At 62.7% G+C, this 19103-nt stretch carries 19 protein-coding genes; 12 read left to right on the top strand and 7 right to left on the bottom strand.

Annotated elements, in window-relative coordinates; all coding sequences use genetic code 11:
• From E8A46_RS17455 to E8A46_RS17440, 4 genes are all read left to right on the top strand, one after another.
• On the top strand, positions 1-513 hold a 513-nt coding region (locus tag E8A46_RS17455; protein ID WP_291563298.1), incomplete at its 5' end, for an exopolysaccharide biosynthesis protein.
• Between the two features lie 139 nt (positions 514-652).
• Entirely contained in the window at positions 653-958 is a 306-nt protein-coding gene (locus E8A46_RS17450; RefSeq protein WP_291563295.1) for a hypothetical protein, read from the top strand.
• Between the two features lie 165 nt (positions 959-1123).
• Positions 1124-1513, top strand: a complete 390-nt coding sequence (locus tag E8A46_RS17445; protein ID WP_291563293.1) for a hypothetical protein — start codon at positions 1124-1126, stop codon at positions 1511-1513.
• Positions 1514-1771: 258 nt separating this feature from the next.
• Positions 1772-1936, top strand: a complete 165-nt coding sequence (locus E8A46_RS17440; RefSeq protein ID WP_265082377.1) for a DUF3309 family protein — start codon at positions 1772-1774, stop codon at positions 1934-1936.
• Between the two features lie 65 nt (positions 1937-2001).
• Here E8A46_RS17440 and E8A46_RS17435 read toward each other — a convergent pair whose 3' ends face one another.
• Positions 2002-2460 carry a Spy/CpxP family protein refolding chaperone gene (locus E8A46_RS17435; protein ID WP_291563285.1) on the bottom strand — a complete coding sequence of 153 codons (459 nt, stop codon included), beginning with the start codon at positions 2458-2460 and terminating at the stop codon, positions 2002-2004.
• Between the two features lie 197 nt (positions 2461-2657).
• A complete protein-coding gene (locus E8A46_RS17430) occupies positions 2658-2936 on the bottom strand; it encodes a hypothetical protein (RefSeq protein ID WP_291563282.1) in 279 nt (92 codons plus the stop codon).
• Positions 2937-3249: 313 nt separating this feature from the next.
• On the opposite strand from E8A46_RS17430, the gene E8A46_RS17425 reads away from it, so the two are divergent.
• Positions 3250-3879 carry an Hsp20/alpha crystallin family protein gene (locus E8A46_RS17425; protein WP_291563280.1) on the top strand — a complete coding sequence of 210 codons (630 nt, stop codon included), beginning with the start codon at positions 3250-3252 and terminating at the stop codon, positions 3877-3879.
• A 395-nt stretch (positions 3880-4274) separates the two neighbouring features.
• Here E8A46_RS17425 and E8A46_RS17420 read toward each other — a convergent pair whose 3' ends face one another.
• A complete protein-coding gene (locus tag E8A46_RS17420) occupies positions 4275-4676 on the bottom strand; it encodes a BA14K family protein (protein WP_291563277.1) in 402 nt (133 codons plus the stop codon).
• Between the two features lie 252 nt (positions 4677-4928).
• Between E8A46_RS17420 and E8A46_RS17415 the strand changes: the two genes are divergently transcribed.
• Positions 4929-5111 carry a hypothetical protein gene (locus E8A46_RS17415; RefSeq protein WP_291563274.1) on the top strand — a complete coding sequence of 61 codons (183 nt, stop codon included), beginning with the start codon at positions 4929-4931 and terminating at the stop codon, positions 5109-5111.
• A gap of 304 nt (positions 5112-5415) precedes the next feature.
• Here the strand turns inward: E8A46_RS17415 and E8A46_RS17410 are convergent, their stop codons facing one another.
• On the bottom strand, positions 5416-6042 hold the full coding sequence (locus tag E8A46_RS17410) for a transglutaminase-like cysteine peptidase (RefSeq protein ID WP_291563271.1): 627 nt from the start codon (positions 6040-6042) through the stop codon (positions 5416-5418).
• Positions 6043-6434: 392 nt separating this feature from the next.
• Between E8A46_RS17410 and E8A46_RS17405 the strand changes: the two genes are divergently transcribed.
• Positions 6435-7094 (top strand): hypothetical protein, encoded by a 660-nt coding sequence (locus E8A46_RS17405; RefSeq protein WP_291563268.1) that lies wholly within the window; start codon positions 6435-6437, stop codon positions 7092-7094.
• 28 nt (positions 7095-7122) lie between these two features.
• Here the strand turns inward: E8A46_RS17405 and E8A46_RS17400 are convergent, their stop codons facing one another.
• Complete coding sequence (locus E8A46_RS17400) at positions 7123-7737, bottom strand: PilZ domain-containing protein (RefSeq protein ID WP_291563265.1); 615 nt, start codon at positions 7735-7737, stop codon at positions 7123-7125.
• Between the two features lie 106 nt (positions 7738-7843).
• Positions 7844-7999: a hypothetical protein gene (locus E8A46_RS17395; protein WP_291563262.1), complete on the bottom strand. Its 156-nt coding sequence runs from the start codon at positions 7997-7999 to the stop codon at positions 7844-7846.
• Here E8A46_RS17395 and E8A46_RS17390 point away from each other — a divergent pair.
• A complete protein-coding gene (locus E8A46_RS17390) occupies positions 7998-9149 on the top strand; it encodes a zinc-binding dehydrogenase (protein WP_291563258.1) in 1152 nt (383 codons plus the stop codon). The genes E8A46_RS17395 and E8A46_RS17390 overlap by 2 nt on opposite strands.
• Before the next feature lie 428 nt (positions 9150-9577).
• Here E8A46_RS17390 and E8A46_RS17385 read toward each other — a convergent pair whose 3' ends face one another.
• Positions 9578-10087: a hypothetical protein gene (locus E8A46_RS17385; protein ID WP_291563257.1), complete on the bottom strand. Its 510-nt coding sequence runs from the start codon at positions 10085-10087 to the stop codon at positions 9578-9580.
• Between the two features lie 18 nt (positions 10088-10105).
• On the opposite strand from E8A46_RS17385, the gene E8A46_RS17380 reads away from it, so the two are divergent.
• The 4 genes from E8A46_RS17380 (at position 10106) to E8A46_RS17365 (ending at position 18845) form a co-directional block, all read left to right on the top strand.
• Complete coding sequence (locus E8A46_RS17380; RefSeq protein ID WP_291563255.1) at positions 10106-13672, top strand: adenylate/guanylate cyclase domain-containing protein; 3567 nt, start codon at positions 10106-10108, stop codon at positions 13670-13672.
• Between the two features lie 26 nt (positions 13673-13698).
• On the top strand, positions 13699-15837 hold the full coding sequence (locus E8A46_RS17375) for an FAD-dependent oxidoreductase (protein ID WP_291563254.1): 2139 nt from the start codon (positions 13699-13701) through the stop codon (positions 15835-15837).
• Entirely contained in the window at positions 15834-16775 is a 942-nt protein-coding gene (locus tag E8A46_RS17370; RefSeq protein ID WP_291563252.1) for an acetoacetate decarboxylase family protein, read from the top strand. Before E8A46_RS17375 ends, E8A46_RS17370 begins: the two co-directional genes overlap by 4 nt.
• 63 nt (positions 16776-16838) lie before the next feature.
• A complete protein-coding gene (locus E8A46_RS17365; protein ID WP_291563249.1) occupies positions 16839-18845 on the top strand; it encodes an NAD(P)-binding protein in 2007 nt (668 codons plus the stop codon).
• Positions 18846-19103: the final 258 nt, after the last annotated feature.

Raw genomic sequence — 19103 nt, 5'->3', positions numbered from 1 at the left:
ATGGGCCGCCTGCACAAGCGCTCCTTCGGCCTCATCATGCTCCTGCTCGCTGTGGTCGCAATCGCACCGGGTGTCTCGATCGTAGCCGGCCTGCTACTCATGATCCCTGCGTTCCAGATGATCGCGGGCCAGCACATGCCGGTGTTCCCGCGCCGCATCGCCGTCCGTCCATTGCCGACGCGACACCTCGCCGCCCTGGTGCAGCGAGCTGTGCCAGTGCTGAGATATCTCGAGAAGCTTATCCATCCGCGCTGGCCCACTCCACTCGATGCGACCAAGCGTCTCGTCGGCGCCGTCGTCGTGCTGCTGAATATCACCCTGCTATTCACTCCGGTCCCTCTGAGCAACGTCGTCCCGGCCCTCGTGATCGCGCTGATCTCGCTCGCCTATCTCGAGGAGGACGGACTCCTGCTCTCGATAGCTCTGCTGGCCAGCGTCATCGTGCTGGCGATCGAGTTTGCGGCGGTCTGGGAGACGATCCTCGGCGCGAAATGGATCTCCGGCCTCTGGTGACTTATCGCGTGGCGAACGCGCTTTGCTGCTCTTGACGCAGATCAACGCAAAATGTCGCGGATGGAACTTACTTAATCAATTGGCGGAGCTTTTTTCAACGCCGCCATCCAGCTCTTGAATCTCAAAAGAGGAAATTCTCATGTCTCGAATTGGTTTTTGCCTAACGGCGGCATTTTTTGCTGCGTTCCTTTCCGGCGCCGCACTTGCGCAGACTTCACCATCGTCACCCGCAACCAAATCTACACCCGCGCCCTCCACCACAGATTCATCGAAAGCCTCGATGCCAACACAGGTCGAGAAGTGGACTAAAGACCAGTGGGAAGCGGCGAAAAAAGAGTGGGCTAAGGAAACAACCAAATGGGCCGATTGCCGGCAGCAGTCGAGCAAACAGAAACTTGAAGGTCGGAAGAGCTGGCCGTTCCTCTACAAATGCATGACTAGCTGAGCTGGACGGGTCTTCAAACGAGCGTTCTGCGACCTTGCGCGGCCCGGCACCACGGCGCAGTCCCTTCGCCAATTCAGATACCCTTTGATTTTGGTCAAGGTGATTTGGCTATGCTCGCCGCAGATTTAACATCACAATTATTCCGGAAATGACGAGGAGGCGAAAATGCTTATTCGCAATAGATTGCTTTCTTCGACTGGCCGCGGCGTCGTATTGGCAACGATTGCAGTGCTGGTTGTCACCATGAGCGAGCCGCCGTTGGCCATGGCAGGTCCCGCGTCAAAAGGGGTCTCTGTCACCGCGGCGTCCAGCGATGCCACGGATTTCAGCTCGGCCCGCCGTCACCGCTACTACCGTAGAGGTGACGCTGCGGGACTCGCTTTCTTTGGGATGGCGCTTGGAACCATGGCCGCGATCGCCGCCCAGCAAAATTATGGTTACGGCTACGGGCCGTACTATTATGGCGGTGGACCATACTATTACGGTGGCGGGCCATACTATTACGGCGGTGGGCCATACTATGGCCGCCGCTTTTATCGCTATCGTTACTACTAGCGTATCCGGGCCACGGCCCTTGATCGTCTCTGGACCCAGGTCTCGGACGATCAGGGCCGTCGGTACATCGTCGCAGTCGGAGCCGCCCGAACGGCGCTTCCGTCGCAACCACCATTCTTCCTTGATCGGTTGAGTTTGCGGAATCGACAGGATCTTGAGGCAAGCCTTCGTCAATTCGTCGAAGCCGAGTTCTTCATTCGGAATGCGGGGGCCTGGAATTCGAAATTAGGACGGAACGACAAACAAACGGAGGCTGAGATGTCGATTGGGACGATCATACTGATTATTCTCGTAATAGCTCTGCTTGGCGGCTTCAGCGGCATAGGCGGCGGGCCATTTTATGGCACCGGGTATTACGGTGGCGGAGGCCTGGGCCTGATCGTCGTCATTCTGTTGATTCTGCTATTGCTAGGCAAACTTTGAATTCGTGCGCGCCGGGGGCGAGCAGTCATGAGGGCTGCTCGCCGTTCAATTTCGTTGCTCAATACTCAATAGGAATGGCGGTCACGATCCCTGCGAAAGAGTGAGTCGGCAAAGCGGTGCTTTTGCTGATCGTCGAGACTGCTATAAAGCGGCTGGGCGGCGTCTGCGAGTTTCTTCCATGCATTCGCCTGGTTGATGTGCTCATCAGCATCCTTACGCATTTCATCGACTAGATCGACGCTGCCTTGTTGCTTGGCGTGGGCATTTCGCCAGGCAATCTGTTGCTCGGCCTGCTTCTTCCACATATCCACTACGGCAGTCTCAAAAGCGGACCAATTTTTCTCCTGCTCCGGAGTGAGGCGCAGGTCAGCCTTCATCTTTGCCGCGCGAGCCGCTGCTTGACCTGTGATTTGGCTCGCGGTCAATTCTGTACGGTCCGAACGGTCCCGCGCGACCGCTGACCCAGTAATTGCCGTACCAACCAACATGGCCGCAGTCGTTACAAGAATCAGGGTCTTTCGCATGACGTCTTCCTTTCGAGAATATCTGAGATGGGAATAGCTCGTGTTGCGCTGCCAAGTAGCGCAACGACCCAGTGATCGATTGGGTCTTTGATTGAATTATTGTTGCTCGTGGCAGTCGGCAGCGGCGGGGCGGGTCGGTTGTTTCGCAGCTCTAGGCGAACCAACGGACCCGCCCCGGTACTCGCGCCGTCACTTCGTTACTTGCAAGTTTTGTCCGCCTTCAAAGCCGTTTCCGCTGATGCCTTTGTCGCGTGAGCGGCGCCGACGACCTTCATGCTGCCGCCCGCAACAGGCTGGGCCTCGACGATTTGACATTTCATGGTCGCGGTATCCTGAGCCAGGTAGAATGATGGCGGCGCCTGGCCGGTTGTCTTGGGCGTTTCAGCCGCGAACGAGGGAGCAGAGAATGCGACGATGGCGACCGTCGCCAGGAGAATGTTCTTCATGGTGTTCACCAATTGTTGCGCGTCCGACATCGGACGAAGAACGAATAGAGTCGGTCGACGATGGTTCCTGTTAGGATGGATTTGTTTTTGGCGCGCCATTGACTTAGATCAATGACAGCCAGGAAGGGCTTGGCTTTGAAACGTTGACTGTCTGCCGGCGGGGCTTGCCGTAGTGGCGGAGCCGTTCGCTTCCAAACCTGAATCGCCTCCCGCCGCCCTCGATGTGCCGAGCGAGTTGCCTTCCCGTGCTCCCGGCCTGCAACTGTTTTGGGTTTCGTCGCGCTGCTCCCGACCTACTGGATCGCGCGCGGTCTTACTCGACTCCGTGATTCGAGAGACCGTGATGGACGCTGCACCACATCGCAGGGATAATTTGGCTGCTTTGAGACAGATCAAGGCTGCCAGGGTCGGAAAGGCCAAAATATTCTGTGAAATTTCCGCTAACGCATGGAGAGAGCAGATGAGCCTTCCGAGATTGTGGACCACGAGCCAAGAGCTGGACCCGTTCCGAGTCATGCGGCGCGAAATGGAAAATGCATTTCGTGCTTTCGATCAGAAACCGCCTTCTCCCGGCATCGGAGCTGGCGTGCCGGCCATCAATGTGGCTGAAACAAAGGATGCCTTCGAACTGACAGCCGAACTTCCCGGTGTGGACGAGAAAGACATCAAGGTCAGCCTTGACGCCAACCAGCTGGTCATTTCCGGTGAAAAAAAGGCGGAGAGTACCAAAGAAGAAAAGGACTGGCATGTCGAGGAGCGAAGCTACGGCTCATTCTATCGATCGATGTCCTTACCCTTCGAGCCGGAAGAGGGAGCCGTCGAAGCTCATTTCGACAAGGGTGTGCTGCATCTCACGATCAAGAAGCCTGCCAAGGCCGTGAAGACCACCAAGACAATTAATATCAAGACGGGCGCTCCGCCGAGCCCGAGTCCTGCATCGGAAAAGGTAGCCGCACCAAGCAAGGCTGCTTAGTCCCATACGTTCGTCACAAGCGCCCGGAGACCCGAACCAAATAGGCCAGTTCCGGTCTCCGGAGTTTGTCGTTCTTTTCGACGCAGTGAGTTTTCGGCTCAAATTGGCGGCTTCTTATAGAGATCAGGCATTCGCGACGCCTTACCGTAGTTGCGGCCGTTACCTAAGAACGGTTGCCCAAAAGAAGCGGCCCCAGCGCGGGGGTGCATGCTGAGGCCGTCATTTCATCGGACGCCTTGGGCAAGAGCATCCGGTATTGCATTGATAGCTTGCTTAGAGAACATCGGTTCCAGTCTAGCATTCGGACGCCGTCTTAATTCGTGCAATTTTCGTGACTGAGAAATATTGCCGCTGAGTCCGCCACGTCAGACGAGCCGAAACTTAAGCTGCCATCATCACGGGCATGGGTGCCGCAGGCCGTCGTAACCGACATAAGTGCCAGAATACGGGTCATAGGACCTGAAGCGTTGTACACAATAGGCGGCTGCGTCGCCACCAATGTAAGGAGCCGGAGCGACGTAGGCCGGACCATAATAGCCGGGCGGGTAGCCGTAATAGCCGTAGGGCTGTGTTGCGCCAATAATCGCCCCGCCGATTAGTGCGCCTGCGATGCCGAGCCCAACGGCTGCGCCGCCGTAGCCGTAGCCGCGGCGGTATCGCGCGGTCTCAACCGACGGCACCGCCGCGCTTCGCAGCATCAGCGGGGATGTTACTGGCGCCGCGATGACAGGCGCGACGACCCACGGCGTAGTTGCGGCCAATAGCGTAAGAAGCATAATTCGGGACGATTTATTCATGGCAAAGTCTCCAGATGTTTCTGTACAGCACCGCGACCTCGGCGGAGCCGTCGTCTTCGGAAACAATGACTAAAGATGATCCAGGAAGGGCTTCATGCAATTGATCTACCGCAACGCGAGCGTGCGCTAATTGAACAGATTATCTTGTCAGAGACATCGCGAAGCTGCGGCCTGCGCACGAGCCAAAGCTGATCTTAATTTTCATCCGGAGTGGCGCGCCAGTGTCGTTGCCGCGCCAATATGGGGGTTTCCATGCTTTCACTCTTGATCGGAATTGTGATTATTTGTGTCGTCGGCGCAATTTGTTTTTGGGCCATTGATAGGTTCATCAATGATTCCCGCTTGGCAGGCCTTCTGAAATTGTTGGTGGCGCTGCTCTGCCTGGCGGCGATCCTTCAACGGGTGCTGCCGCTGGCGGGAGTTAATTGGCTGTAGGCCGCGCGCCTCACGGCGAGGCGCGGATACCGATCAATCTGCAATTCAGCATGACTCGGACTGGCCGACGTCGCCCGCGCGGACGTTCCTTCGGTATATGCAGCCAATGGAATCTTTGGAGGACGAGCGCATTGGAGTCTAAATGCCGCGTCAAAGCGGAAAGATGCCACCCGCAAGCTGTCATGGATTCCAAAAAAAGTTGCGGCCAGCCCCTGGGGGAGGGCTGGCCGCGCGCGATCCGGTCTGGGACGGGGAGGGGTGGGGATGTGACCGGGTCGCGTGTCCTGTTGTCTCGTTGTCGTTACTAGTGATCGCGGGCGCTGGCGGTGGCGGCCGCGGGACGGCTGTCGCCAAGCGAAACCCAGACATTCTGGTCGCTCTGCGACTGCCGCTTGACGAAGCGGTATCCGGTCTCGGTCCAGGCCACGACGTTTTCGTTCTGGTTGTCGAGAACGAACTCGCCCTTGTCGGTCTTGACGGTCAGCACCGCGTGACCTTCGCCCATCTTGTCGCGCACCACCGTGATCAGCAGCGCCTCGCGCGGCCATCCGGCGTCGATCAGCATCTTGCGCTTCAAGAGCACGTAGTCCTCGCAGTCGCCGTAGCCGTCCGTGGGCAACGACCATTTCTCGACCACGCCCCAATGATCCATGTCGGTCATCGGCTTGATGGTCTCGTTGACCCAGTGGTTGACGCGCAAAAGATCGCGCCAGGCCGCCTGCGTCATCACGATATCGCGTGGCTGCGCCGCACCACCCCGGCACTCACCGGGATTCTCGGCGCAGAATTCAACCCAGCCGATCGGCGCGCGCGTGGTGTCGCCAAGGCTGGCATAAAGTGTCCGTTCATCGGCGGCGTACGCCGATGCATTCAATCCCAATAGGATGGCGACGACCGCCAGTGCCTTTCCCTGCCCCCTGAACCCAAACATTGTGGCCCCCGTTTCTTGTTGGGACCACGTTTCGCACAAAGGCTTTGCGCCGCTGCTAAGTTAGCCAAGTACAATTGAGGCTAATACAAGTAAAGACAGAAGCAAATTCGATCTATACTTGAATAAAATTCGATTAGAATTTTAACAAACCGCAATTGATTCAAATTTTAGGCATTAAGGCCCCGCGGCCCGTCAATGCTGCGGTTGCGGCGACGCGGGCCGGCCGCATTAACCGGGAAGGCCGCACGTTTCGAGCGGCGGAAGGCGGTATCCGGCAACGCGGGCATCGCCTTCAGGCCCGGAAAAACCGGATTTCGCGGAGCCCGTCGCTTTACCGCGCGCTAACGCTGTCCCCGACTTCGGCAGAACTTGGCAAGCTGCGGAGTCCGTGCATGCTGTCGGAAAACAGCGAGGTGGTCATGAAACGTGTGTTCTGGAGCATTCCAATACTGCTGTGCCTTGTGATCGGCGCGCCGGCGCGGGCGGAGGATCGGGTCCGGATCAACCCAACCGACCCGCAGCCGACCTGCGTCATGTGCCCGGGGACCTACATTCCGGCAGCCGAACTTGAGGGCTATGCGAACAAGGCCCTCGCCGAGAAGCTGCTCGACCAGCAGGTGCGGGATATCGACATCGGCAAGGCGCACATCGGCATCGGCATCGTCCATCGCGGCAGGCTGGACAAGCCGGCACCGGATTCGGTGGCCGAGCATGACCAGATCAGCGAGGTCTATCATGTGCTTTCCGGCGCGGCGACGCTGGTGCTCGGACCCGATATCGTCAACCGGCAGCGACGTCCGGCGACCATGCGCACGGTCGTCGAGTTCAATGGGCCTGGAAACAACGGCTCCGAGGTTCGCGACGGCATCGCTTACGAGATCAAGGCCGGCGATGTGGTCGTGATTCCGGCCGGCACCGGTCACTGGTTTACCAGGATCGAGGACCACATCGACTATCTCATGGTGCGGATCGATCCCGACAAGGTGACGCCTCTCAAAAGCGAGGCGCAATCGCGCGAGTATTTGTCGAAACCGGCGGCGCGCGGCCAATGAGTCGCGGGGTGGGGCGCTTCAGGCGGACTTACCGCGCGATAACGCTGTCCTCGAGCGTCTCGGCCTGCTGCTCGTGAATGAACTCGAGCGCGAAGCCTTCCTCGAGGTTTCGCACCACCCGGGCCTGGACCGTGCCGAGCAGGACCAGCGATTTGAGTGGGGGGCGATTTTCCGCCGCGATGGCGGCGCCCGACCGGGACATATCGATGATCCGGCAGGTCATCTTGGTGCCGTCCTCGAGCGTGAGCAGTGAAATCGGATTGCGCGGCACGATGCGGTCGTGGCGGCGGTCTTCCGGCAGGTTGAGAATGTCACGGTTGGCGAGCCAGGTCAGCTGCGCCGCGAGCTTGTCGCGCTTGCGGGCGGTGGCGCCCACGCTCATGGCAAAACCGTTGTCGATAATCCGGGTGATCTTGCCCTCGACCCGGCCGATATGGTCGAGATAGGCGATCACCCGGTCGCCGACATTGCCGATGCCGGGCGCCAGCAGGGCCAGGCCACCCGGCGACATATTGATGATCTGGCAGGGAAATTCGCGCCGGTCCGGCAGCATGTAGCGTCCGAGCAGATGAACCTTCACCCGCTGGAAGCGCCGCCGCTCTTCGGTGGACGGAAGAACCGATTTCTTGTGCGCCAACGCCATCTTCGCTACCCGGACAACCGGCTTTCGGTGTCGTTTTGACCCTACGGCCAGCAGGGTTAACGAGCGGTTAGCGATGGTTGCATCAAGTGTGAGCAGGCGGCTTGCTTCAACCCGGACGAGCGTTCCGGCTGCGGGTGATCGGGATTTTTGGCGACGCGCCGGCGGTCCGCAAGGCCGTGGCGTTGGCAGGGCGCTTGGTCTCGACTAACGTTTCGCCCGCGTCGTCATCAAGAAAGAAAAACAGGCGCGCGAGGAAACCCATGCAACAAATCCGCGTCTGTACCTATGATGGACCCGGCGCCCAGCCGGTCATTCGCACCGTGCCGTGGCCGAAAATCTCGAGCAAGGCGGCATTGATCAAGGTCGGCGCCTGCGGCGTTTGCGGCACCGATTTGCACATTCTGAAAGGCCACTGGCCGAAGCCGTTGCCGTGGCCGTTCACGCTCGGCCATGAGATCGGCGGCGTACTGGTCGAGGTCGGCTCGGATTTCAAGGAAGACTTCATGAGCAAGCCGCTCACGGTGGGATCAAAGGTGATGATCCCGCCGCTGATGCCGTGCGGCCATTGCTATTACTGCATTCACTATCCGCAGAGTGCCAACAAATGCCTGACGCCGGTCTATTACGGCCGCTATCTCGGCTTCGACAAGGCGCCACATCTGTGGGGCGGCTGGGCCGAATATGTCTATGTCGATCTCGAAATGCTGCCGGGCACCAAGATCTACAAACTGCCCGACGACATGTCGCTGCGGTTGGGCGCCTTGTCGGAGCCGTTGACCTCCTGCATCCGCGCCTTCAACCGGGCCACCCGCGCCGGTGGCTTCACCTGGGGCGACACCGTCGTCATCCAGGGCTCCGGCCCGATCGGGATTCTCGCGGTCGCCGCGGCGCGCGAGATGGGCGCCGGCAGGGTGATCTGCGTCGGCGCGCCGGAGACGCCGCGGCTGGCGCTGGCGCGCAAATTCGGCGCGGAGGCCACGGTCAATATCGAGGAAGTCGGGACGCCGGAGCAACGCATCAAGCGCGTGCGCGACATCGTCGGCGGTTTTGGGGCTGATCTGGTGATGGATTGCTCGGGTCATCCGAGCGCCGGTCCCGAAGGCATCGAAATGCTGCGCGACGGCGGCACCTATGTCGAGATGGGCCAGTTCACCGATGCCGGCTCGATCAATACGTCCTGGCACCGCATCTGCACCAAGGACCTCAACGTGCTGGGCTCGTGGGGATTCACCGGCAACGATCTGCCGCTCGGTGTCGACATGCTCTATCGCACCCGCACCAAATATCCCTGGCTCGAGATGCAGACGCTGTATCCGTTTTCCGAGGAAGGCATCGGCAGCGCGGTCGCCGACGCGATGGCGATGAAGACGGTGAAATCCACCATCGTGCCGTGGCCGGAGCTGGCCGAATAGGCCGGCCAACCCGCGGAGTGGGATGGCGCCCACCGCGCGTCGGCGCGTTGTCAGGCAGCCCCATAGCGGAAACCGCCGCTTTCGATGGGCCGCAAACTTAAGCGCATGGCATCCAACCCAGCAGGAAATTGACCTCCCGCGATGTCGATGCCGTACCCCCTTGAAATCACGTCGAATGCGTAGTTAACATAACGGCAGGACGGGCCATATCCGGTGAATTCGATCCGCTCCAGTCGTGACTACCATGGGCCGGATTTTTCAATTTTTTACGACGCCGAGGCTTAAGGTTAGTATCGGACACGACACGTAACTTGTTTTGCCGATGTGTGACGCCGTTCACGATCAAATCCGCTGGAATGACTTTTTTCGCGACGATGATTTCCCCCTTCGGGAGCGGAATAAGGAGCGCAGGCGTGTCGGCTCCCTTATCAGACCAGCGGCTCGAAGGCTTTACCTCGCAATTGCTGCGCGAGGAGCTTGCCAAGGCAAAGGACGGCGAAGGCTCCCGGTTTCGCGACATCGACGGGATCGTGCTCTTCGTTGACATCGTCGACTCCACCTCCATGACCGATGCGATTGCCGCCACCGGCCCGGACGGCGCCGAGCGGCTCGGAGGCATACTCAACGATTATTTCCGCCACGTGATCGACGTTGTGTCCGCGCATGGCGGCGACGTGGTGAGCATCGACGGCGATGCGGTGATCGCGCTGTGGCGCACCGACGGATCGACTTCGGCGCATGCAAGGTCGGCGGCGCGGGCCGCGATCGCTCTTCGCGAGATCGACCTTTGCTGGCCGCTCCAGCCAGCGGCTCCGCTTCGCCACAGGCTGGCGCTGGCCGCCGGCAAGTTCAACTCCGTGGTTCTGTCCGGCGCGGGCGGCAGGTGCTTTCATGTTCTTGCCGGCGAGCCATTGCGCACAATTGGTGCGATCTTGCATCGAGGCGAACCGGGAGAGGTGATCGTCGACAGCGTGACGGCGCAGTTGCTCGGCGAAGCAGCGTCGCTCGAACCGATTCAGGGGGCAGTCAAAGCGGCGCACGAGGCCGCGCGGCTCGATTTCCTGGGCGACGCGGCGTCGGAGGATCTCGTTCCGGCCCGTGCGCCGGCCCCGACCCTGTGGTCGGCGCCGGAATCCTTCCTGCCGCGCGTCGTCGTCGTGCGCAGCCAGTCGGGGCTCGCCGCCTGGATGATGGAATTCCGGGTCATGACCCTCGTCTATGTGCGGCTCGGCGCCTCGGACGTGGCGGACGCGGCCGCCGGGGCCCGACTGCATGGGATGTTCGAGGTCGTGACCCAGGCCGCCGAGGCGCTCGACGTCGAAATTTTCAGGGTGGTTGCGGACGAAAAAGGCGTCATCGCGCTGATCGCCTGCGGCCTGCCGCCTTTCAGTTCGGAAAGCAACGCGGCTGGCGCCGTCGGGATCGCAGAGCGCATCCGCGGGGACGCCGCAAGGCTCGGCGTCCCGCTCTCCGTCGGTGTGACCACAGGCCGCGTGTTCTGCGGCCTGATCGGCAACACGGCCAGGCGCGAATACGTCTTGAACGGGCCCGTCATGAATTACGGCGCGCGGCTCATGCAGGCAGCGGATGACGACGTGCTGTACGACGCCGAGACCGTCCGGGCGGCGAGCGGGCGGTTTACGTTCTCGGCTGCGGAGGAAATCCTGTTCAAGGGACGCGGCCGCCCGCTTGCCGTTCACCGACTGTCGCAGGCATTCGCGGCGCCGACGTCGTTGCCCGCGGGTCACAAGGCGCTGGTCGGACGGGACGCCGAGTACGCCGAACTGACGGAGCGCCTCACTGGCGGGGTCGGCGGCCTCGTCGTTCTGGAAGGCGAACCTGGCGCAGGCAAATCCCGATTGCTTCAGGCGCTGCGGGAGACCGCCGAACGGTGCGGCTATCCGGCGATCGAGGCGGCAACGCATGTGATCGAGCGGGCAACGCCTTATTACGTCTTCCGCTCCCTGCTGCGGCAACTGTTGCGCGAGCGCGGCGACGGGGAGTCCGCAAGTTTGCCTGTTCTGCGGACGCGACTTCATGAGGCGCTGGCCGGAACCGACCTCGGCGAGAAGGCGGCGCTGATCGAGGACGTGATGCCCCTCGGCCTCCCGAGCACCGACCTTGCCGCTCAGATCAAGGGCGCGGCGCGGCAGGCGGGCATCGAGGACATCGTCGTTGCGCTCGCGGCGCGAAAGACGGCCGATCGAACGCCATTGATTCTGCTCGACGACCTGCATTGGATCGACGCGCTGTCGGCGGATCTTCTGCTTGCCATCGCCCGGAGATTGCCTCAGCTGCTTGTCGTCGCGACGTCGCGGCCGCTCGACGTGACGGAGGCGCCGCACGGTGGGCGGGTACTGCAGCGCGCGTCGCGCCGCATCCCGGTCGCGCGCATCGACTCGAAGGGCACGGCGCAAATCATTTCAGATATCCTGAAAGTGGAATCCGTTCCGCGCCGGCTTGTCGAGTTCGTGTACGGACAGTCGGAAGGCCTGCCCATCCACATCGAACAGCTCGTGCTTTCGCTGCAGGAGCATGGATTGATCGAAGCAAGAGACGGCAAGTGTCTTGTTCACGCTTCCGATCTCACCACCGCCGCGGTGCCGCACAAGCTCCGCGACCTCGTCGTCGGGCGCATCGACGCTCTTGGTCAGGTCGATCAGCTGGTGGCCAAGGTCGCGAGCGTCATCGGCCGCGTCTTCGAGATGGAAGCCTTGCGCGCGATCTATCCGATTGCGACCGAGACGTCCAGTCTGGAGGCGAGCGTGCGGAGCCTGGCGCGCGCCGGCATTCTTGAGCCCGCATCGGGCGGCGACAGCGCCGCGCACGCCTTCCGACACGTGATCATTCAGGAGGCGACTTACGATCTGCTGGCCTATGCGCAACGACGCTCGCTCCATCTTCGTCTCGTCGAGCAGATCGAGCGGCGTCACGCCGAGGCGCTGGAGCCGCATTATTCCGAGCTCGCCCATCACTGCGAGCATGCCGGCGAGACGCCGAGGGCGGTCGAGTTTCGCCTGTCGGCGGCGAGCCTCGCCGTTCTTCGCTCCGCCAATGATGACGCGCTCATGCATGTCGAGCGCGCGGATCGCCTAGCGAAACGCGAGCGGCTTGCGCTGTCCGACGCGCAGCGCTCGCAGTTCGCGTTTCTGCGAGGGGAGGCATTGCATGCGCTGGCGCGCTTTTCCGAAGCCGAAAGCCATTTCAAGGAGTGCATGCGGCTGAACGGCATCGAAAGGCCGCAGACGCCGCTTCGGATGAGGGTTTCCACGCTAGGGCAGGTGGGCCGGCAGGCGGCGCACCGGTTCGGCCTGATGCGGGCGCCGCACGATGAGGCGATGCGCCAGCGCGAACGGCTCTCCGCGCTCTTGCACACGCGGCTCGCCGAGCACGCCTATTTCATGTGCCGGTCCGCCGAGCTGGAGCATGACACGCTGGCGGCGTTGAACCAGGCGGAAAAAGTCGGCGCGGTGTCCGAAACGATCGGCGGCTACGGGGCATTTGCAATCGGACTTGGAACGACCCGCCTCTACGCGCTCGGCCGCTATTACCGTCAGCGCGCCATCGACGAATCGAAGCGGGTCGGCGAGTTGCGAGACCAGGGCTTCGCCCGACTTTACGGCGGGGTCTACTCGGTGCACACGTGCGACTGGGACGACGCCCGCACCCATCTGCAGGAGGGTGCCAAGATCTTCGAGCGTCTCGGCGACCGGTTCCGCAGACAGTCCTGCAGGTCGCTGTTGTCAAATATCGCGACTGCGATGGGGGAATATCGCGACTCGCGGGCGATCCTGAGCGAGTTCGGGCCGGACGCGGAGGCGGCCTGGACCGTCTCGGTGCGAGTCTGGCTGCTCGCGGGCATGACCACGCTCGACATGTTCGAAGGCCGTCCTCCCGCCGCCGCGGTGCGGCGCATGGCGTTCGCCCGCGAGTTGGGCTTGCACCCGGCGGAAGGCTACCTCTGCGACGGCATGACCGCCGCCGCGCTTCTCAGGTCCGGCGACGTCGAGGGTGCGCGGCGCATCGCCGGCGAGGCATTGCAGAACATGCTCGACGCCTTCTGCACGATGGGTTCGGCGTGGAACAGCGTGAGCGCGGTGGCGGAGGTCTTCCTCGAACTTCTCGAACGAAGCCAAAGACACGGCGGACGCGACCAGGCGCTGCACGCCCGCGCCGCCGAGGCCTGCCGCGCCGTCAGCGCGTACGCCGCTCGCACCCGGATATGCCGTCCGCGCGCGCTGGTGCTCGAAGGACGTCTTGCGCTCGCCGAGCAGCGGAAGGGCCGGGCGGTCGCGCAGTTTCAGCGCGGGCTGGGTTGGGCGCGGCGCCTGCGGATGCCGCTCGAGGAGGCGTTAAGCCATCTAGGGCTCGCCGAAGCGCTGGCGGACAGCGACGCGCGCGGGCGCCATTACGAGCAGGGGGTTTCGATGCTGAACGCGCTCGGCGCCCGGCCCTGGGGCTACGATTCGATGTCGATGGCCGCCGCCGTTGCGAGCGAGGCCGAAACCGCTGTTGTGGCCTAGGCCAACGGGGAAGGGGAAGAAGATCCATGGCGAAGAAGAAAATCGCGATTCTTGGCGGAGGCATGGCTGGGCTCAGCGCGGCCTATCAGCTGACCAAGACCCAGGCCCTGCGCGACCTGCACGACGTCACCGTCTACCAGCTCGGCTGGCGGCTCGGCGGCAAGGCGGCGAGCGGACGGGACAAGCTGAACCGTAACCTCGAACACGGCCTGCATGTCTGGTTCGGCTGTTACGAGAACACCTTTCAGATGCTGCAGGAACTGTATGCGGCGAACCCGCCGGGCGGCAAGCTGCCGAACTGGCAGGCGGCGGTGAAGCCGCAGACCTACACGCCGCTGGGCGTTCTCCTCGAAGACGGAACGTGGACCTACTGGCCGCTGACGTGGCCGCTGAACGACGCAACGCCCGGCGACGGCACCCTGCTGCCGACCTGGAGCGATATGATCGAAGTCGTCGCCGGCTGGATCGCGGAGGCCATCGAACGACACTGGCAGCCCGCCCCCGCGGAGGCCGTCGCGACCGCCGGCCTGCCGCCGCAGCAAGCAGGCCTCACCCACGCCCCGTTGTTGCCGACGAACGCCACGCCGTCGCGCGCGCTGAGGGCCGCGCAGCAGCATCTTGACGCGCTCGGTTCGGACCTCAGCAGCCTGAGCGACCAGCAGATGGGACATTTTCACGATCTAGTCGGCTGGGCGCGCGACGCCCTTGTGGGAGCACCATTCGCCGGCACCTCTCCGATCGATCATCAAATCCTCAGCGAAGTACTGGATATCTTCGCCGCCACCACTCGCGGCATCTGGGAAGATCTGGTGATCCCCGACAAGCCGCTCGAATCGCTGGACGGGACCGACTTCCGCGCCTGGCTGATCCTGCACGGCGCCGATCCCGACATCGTCAAAAACTCGTCGGTCGTACGCATCGTCTACGACACGCTGTTCCAGTACCTGGACGGCGACGTGACGCGCCCGTCCTATGCGGCCGGATCGGGGCTCGGCGTCATCATGCGTCTGGTCGGAACCTACAAGGGCTCGATGATGTGGGACATCCAGGCGGGCATGGGCGAGGTGCTTGTCGCGCCGCTCTACCAGCATCTGCTGGCGGCGGGCGTATCCTTCAAATTCTTCCGGAAGGTGACCAGCATCGAACTTTCCGCCGACGGCTCGCTCGTTCAAACGATCCGCATGGACCGTCAGGCCGAAATCCTGACCGGCGATTACAAGCCGACCTTCGGCGTCGACGGGTTGACGGTCTGGCCGTCCGAGCCGCTCTGGGAGCAGCTCGTCGACGGCGAGAAGATGCAGGCGAAAAAAGTGAATTTCGAGAGCTACTGGTGCGACTGGCCGCCGGTCAACCCACAGCAGGTGCTTCAACTCGGGACGGACTTCGACATCGCCATCCTTGCGATTTCACTCGGCGCCTACAAGCCGCTGAATGACACCGATGTCAGCATGTGCGCGCAGCTCATTGCCAAGAGCAAGCGTTTCGCCGACTACGTCGGCAATGTCGGCGTCGTGCCGACGCAGTCGGTGCAGCTCTGGTGCGATCCCAGCAGCGCCGGGCTCGGCTGGACCACCGGAAAGGCCGCGACCGTCTCCGGGCCCGAATACCTGAACATCTGGGCGGACATGACCCAGGTGCTCGCCTTCGAGCCATGGCCGGACCCTCAACCGCAGTCTTTGCACTATCTCACCGGAACCTACAAAACGACGCTGTACCGGCAGCCTTCGTCCAACACCGGCGTTCCCGCCCAGGCCAGCGACGAGATCCGCACGCAGGCGATCGCCTGGCTGAACAGCTCTTCCTACCCGTTGTGGCCGATCGCTGACGTGAATGGCGTTTTCAACTTCGACGTGCTGCACGTTACGGAGCCGGCGACCGGCGCGGCGCGGTTCGACCAGCAATTCTGGCGCGCCAACATCGACCCGACGGAATGTTGCACGCTCTCGACGGCGGGGACGACGCAGTATCGCCTGCATCCCGACCAAACCGGATTCGCCAACCTCATTCTCGCGGGAGAAGGCAGCCGGCACGGCTTCAACACGACGGCGATCGAAGGCGCCGTCATGTCGGGGGCCGCGGCGTCGCGCGCGATCTGCGGCCAGCCGGTCAACATCGTCGGATACGACTTCCTTCAACGCCTTCCATCGCAAGGACCGGGAACATGACCGCAGCGCCCTACATTTCGTGGATCGGGCATGGCGCGGCGAACATGGCGGCGCCCGCCACCTTTACCGGCGCGACGATGACCCTTTTTGGCATCGAGACCAGCACGGCCGCCGTCCAGAATCTCGTCGACACGCTTCTCAATCCCGCGGCGGGCGGAAGCGTGCGCTATGTCCCCGCGCTGCCGGCTGCGATCATCAGCTTTAGCGACTCGCCGAAATGCACGTCGCAGGTCGACGCGATCGGCTGGATTCCCGGCCGCGAGACCATGATCCTCGTGCCGCTGTGGGAATATATCGCCGGACATCTGCTTCCGAACCGGTTGGTATTCTGGGCGCCTTATGTCTTCATCGACTACACGATCGGCCTCGTCACCGGACGCGAGGTCTGGGGCTGGCCGAAAGTCCTTGCCCGCATCGGCGTCGCGACCGACGCGCCCGGCGCGGACTTCTCGTGCCAGACGACGATCTTTCCCGTCCTCGCGCCGACCACGCGCGCCGAAGACGCCGTGCTCTATCGCATCGTCCAGACGCAGCCGGGCGCCGCGGCCCCGCCCTGGACGAGCGCCGCGGAAGCCGCGCTGGGGATGATCGAGGGACTGCTTGGCGGTCTTGCGGAGGACGTGCTGCGAGCGCTCGCCTTCCAGCCCAAGATCGAGTGTGTCGTCTTAAAGCAGTTCCGCACGTCGGACGACCAGAACACCTGCTGCTATCAGGCGATCGTGAACTCGCCAATTGCGTTGACCGGCTTTGCCGGCGGCGGACCCCTGTTCGACCGCTTCACGCTGGAAATTACGACCTGCCAAAGCCACGCGATCGTATCCGATTTGCTCGGAACGGCGCCGCAGCCAGGCTCCACGAGTCTGCCGGTCATATTCGCCGCCTGGGCGAAGGTCGACTATGCGGCGCTCCCCGGCACGGCCGTGGTCGTCGCGACATGAGGCGCGTGAATCAATTCATCGGCGGCGCCCTGGTTCGCCGCCGCGCAACATGAGGGGCAAACCATGCCGAATGGATCACCGCTCAGGGTCGTCATTCTCGGAGGAGGCCCGGCCGGGGTCGCCGCAGCCTTCTGGCTGACGGCGCCGGAGCAGAACAATCGCTATCAGGTCACGCTCTACACCCAGGGCTGGCGGCTCGGGGGAAAATGCGCGAGCGGCCGCAACCACGATGAGGGCGACCGGATCGAAGAGCACGGCCTTCACATGCTGATGGGCTGCTATCAGAACGCCTTTGCGACACTACGCGCCTGCTATGAAGCCTGGAAACCTCCGCCGGGCAGCCCGATTTCGACGTGGACCGAGGCCTTCATCCCGCAGCGGCAGGTCACGCTGATGGAGCAGGACGGTCCGGGAGGAAGCTGGGCGCCGTGGAATTTCGCCAACCTGCCGCAGACTCCGGGCGAGCCTGGCGACGGATACGGAACGGGCCTGGTCGCCGCGGCTGCACCGGCTGCCTCGATTCAGGCGCTGGTCTCGACGTTGGCCGATTGGCTGGAGCAATCGGTCGGCGCCCAGAACCTGATCAACGGCGGTGCGGAGGCGATCGAGGCCTTGCGTGGGCCTCTGGTGGGCCCGTTCGACAGCCTGACGAACGAAAAACTCGCGGCGCTGGAGATCGCCAACATGCAGCTGGCGGTGGCCATCGCAGGCCAGACCATCGAGCGGGAAGCCGTTCCGCTCGCGTTTCCCGACAGCACCGTGAGCCGGCTTCTCATTCTCGCCAATCTCGGTTTCGCGATGGGCATCGGCTACCTCCGCGACATCGCGCTGCGGGGCGAGGGCGCCTACGACAAGCTCAACGCGCTGGACTTTTGCGCCTGGCTGAAAACGTGCGGAGCATCTCCCGAGGCGCTCGCCGCGGCTCCGATCCGTGCGATTTACGATTTGACCTTCGCCTTTCCGGGAGGAGTGGCGGGCGGTAGCGACACCGGCTCGCTCGCGGCCGGGGTTACCTTCCGCTTCGTCATGGAGCTGGCGTTCGGCTACCGCAACGCACCGCTTTGGAAGATGGCCGCGGGGATGGGCGACACCGTCTTTACGCCTTTCTACCAGGTCCTCGAGGCGCGGCAGCCGGGATGCGTCAAATTCTTCAGCCGCCTCGCCGACATGCACGCCGGGACGGACGGGCGCATCCAGTCGATCGACGTCTCGATTCAGGCGGTGACGACAAACGGCGCGCCCTACGATCCGCTGGTGCTGGTCGAAAACCTCCCGTGCTGGCCGAACCAGCCGGACTGGAGCCAGCTCCAGAACGGTTCGGTCCTGCAGCACGACAAAGTCGATTTCGAATCGAGCTTCTGCACGGTGTCGGTCGGCCCCCCCCAGACGCTGAGGGTCGATCAGGATTTCGATCTCGTCATCCTCGCGATCCCGCCCGCAGCGATCCTCCAGACCCCCGCATCCTTCGCACAGGGAAGCGCGGCCTGGCAGACGGCGCTTCAGGGCAGCAGTTCGGTCGCGACCCAATCGCTGCAGCTCTGGATGAGCGCGACGGTCGAGAACCTCGGCTGGACGCTCGGCCCAACCGTGCTCACCGCTTTCGCCGAGGACTACGATTCCTGGGGAGACATGAGTCACCTGCTGCCGATGGAAACGTGGAGCGGTCCGAACGCGCCGCAAGCCATCGGCTATTTCGTCGGCTGCATGCCCGTTCCCAAGCAGCCCCCGCCCTTGCCGGGTTCGATGCAGCAGCAAGCGACCCAGCTCGCGGAGCAGTGGATGACGCAAAGCCTGTCGACGCTGTGGCCGGCCTATGCGCCGAGCCAGGTCGTCAGTCGCTACGGGGTGGCGAATTTCGATGGCTGGGAGCTCTATGTGCAGACGCCGGGCGGGACCAACGTCGCAAGCCGCCTGTTGCCCGCGGCGACAGCCGGCTTCTCCAACCTCCATGTCGTCGGTGACTGGACGGGGACGCGCTTCAGCGGCGGGTGCTTCGAGTCGGCGATCGAATCCGCGATGCTCGCCTCGCAGGCGATCAGCGGTATTCCCGCAAAGATAAAGACGACATAGGCGGCGTTACCGGCGGGGCATTTGAGATCATTGGCTTTCCCTAAGCCGATTTGCGCCGAGAGCCGCCGCTAACCGCGAGGTCGCCTTTTGCTGTCAATGGTCCCGACTGGGACATTGACGCCAGTATTCCGGCAGGTATCAATGCGCGGGGGGACGTGTTTTTGGCTGGCGGTTTATTTCAGACGATCGACTGCGAGCGGTGCGCGCAGTGAATTTTTCGCGGCGCGCCAGCTTTTCGCAGGTCCTCCGAAGCGCCTC

Origin of the sequence: Bradyrhizobium sp., assembly GCF_004799445.1 — a bacterium.
Lineage (GTDB): Bacteria > Pseudomonadota > Alphaproteobacteria > Rhizobiales > Xanthobacteraceae > Bradyrhizobium.
Note: the sequence above shows the minus strand (reverse complement) of the source record. Positions and strands in the feature narration are given on the sequence as shown.

Coding starts and splice junctions, on each gene's coding strand:
- E8A46_RS17450 (WP_291563295.1), top strand. CDS start 653: ATGTCTCGAATTGGTTTTTGCCTAACGGCGGCATTTTTTGCTGCGTTC.
- E8A46_RS17445 (WP_291563293.1), top strand. CDS start 1,124: ATGCTTATTCGCAATAGATTGCTTTCTTCGACTGGCCGCGGCGTCGTA.
- E8A46_RS17440 (WP_265082377.1), top strand. CDS start 1,772: ATGTCGATTGGGACGATCATACTGATTATTCTCGTAATAGCTCTGCTT.
- E8A46_RS17435 (WP_291563285.1), bottom strand. CDS start 2,460: ATGCGAAAGACCCTGATTCTTGTAACGACTGCGGCCATGTTGGTTGGT.
- E8A46_RS17430 (WP_291563282.1), bottom strand. CDS start 2,936: ATGTCGGACGCGCAACAATTGGTGAACACCATGAAGAACATTCTCCTG.
- E8A46_RS17425 (WP_291563280.1), top strand. CDS start 3,250: ATGGACGCTGCACCACATCGCAGGGATAATTTGGCTGCTTTGAGACAG.
- E8A46_RS17420 (WP_291563277.1), bottom strand. CDS start 4,676: ATGAATAAATCGTCCCGAATTATGCTTCTTACGCTATTGGCCGCAACT.
- E8A46_RS17415 (WP_291563274.1), top strand. CDS start 4,929: ATGCTTTCACTCTTGATCGGAATTGTGATTATTTGTGTCGTCGGCGCA.
- E8A46_RS17410 (WP_291563271.1), bottom strand. CDS start 6,042: ATGTTTGGGTTCAGGGGGCAGGGAAAGGCACTGGCGGTCGTCGCCATC.
- E8A46_RS17405 (WP_291563268.1), top strand. CDS start 6,435: ATGCTGTCGGAAAACAGCGAGGTGGTCATGAAACGTGTGTTCTGGAGC.
- E8A46_RS17400 (WP_291563265.1), bottom strand. CDS start 7,737: ATGGCGTTGGCGCACAAGAAATCGGTTCTTCCGTCCACCGAAGAGCGG.
- E8A46_RS17390 (WP_291563258.1), top strand. CDS start 7,998: ATGCAACAAATCCGCGTCTGTACCTATGATGGACCCGGCGCCCAGCCG.
- E8A46_RS17395 (WP_291563262.1), bottom strand. CDS start 7,999: ATGGGTTTCCTCGCGCGCCTGTTTTTCTTTCTTGATGACGACGCGGGC.
- E8A46_RS17385 (WP_291563257.1), bottom strand. CDS start 10,087: ATGCAAGATCGCACCAATTGTGCGCAATGGCTCGCCGGCAAGAACATG.
- E8A46_RS17375 (WP_291563254.1), top strand. CDS start 13,699: ATGGCGAAGAAGAAAATCGCGATTCTTGGCGGAGGCATGGCTGGGCTC.
- E8A46_RS17370 (WP_291563252.1), top strand. CDS start 15,834: ATGACCGCAGCGCCCTACATTTCGTGGATCGGGCATGGCGCGGCGAAC.
- E8A46_RS17365 (WP_291563249.1), top strand. CDS start 16,839: ATGCCGAATGGATCACCGCTCAGGGTCGTCATTCTCGGAGGAGGCCCG.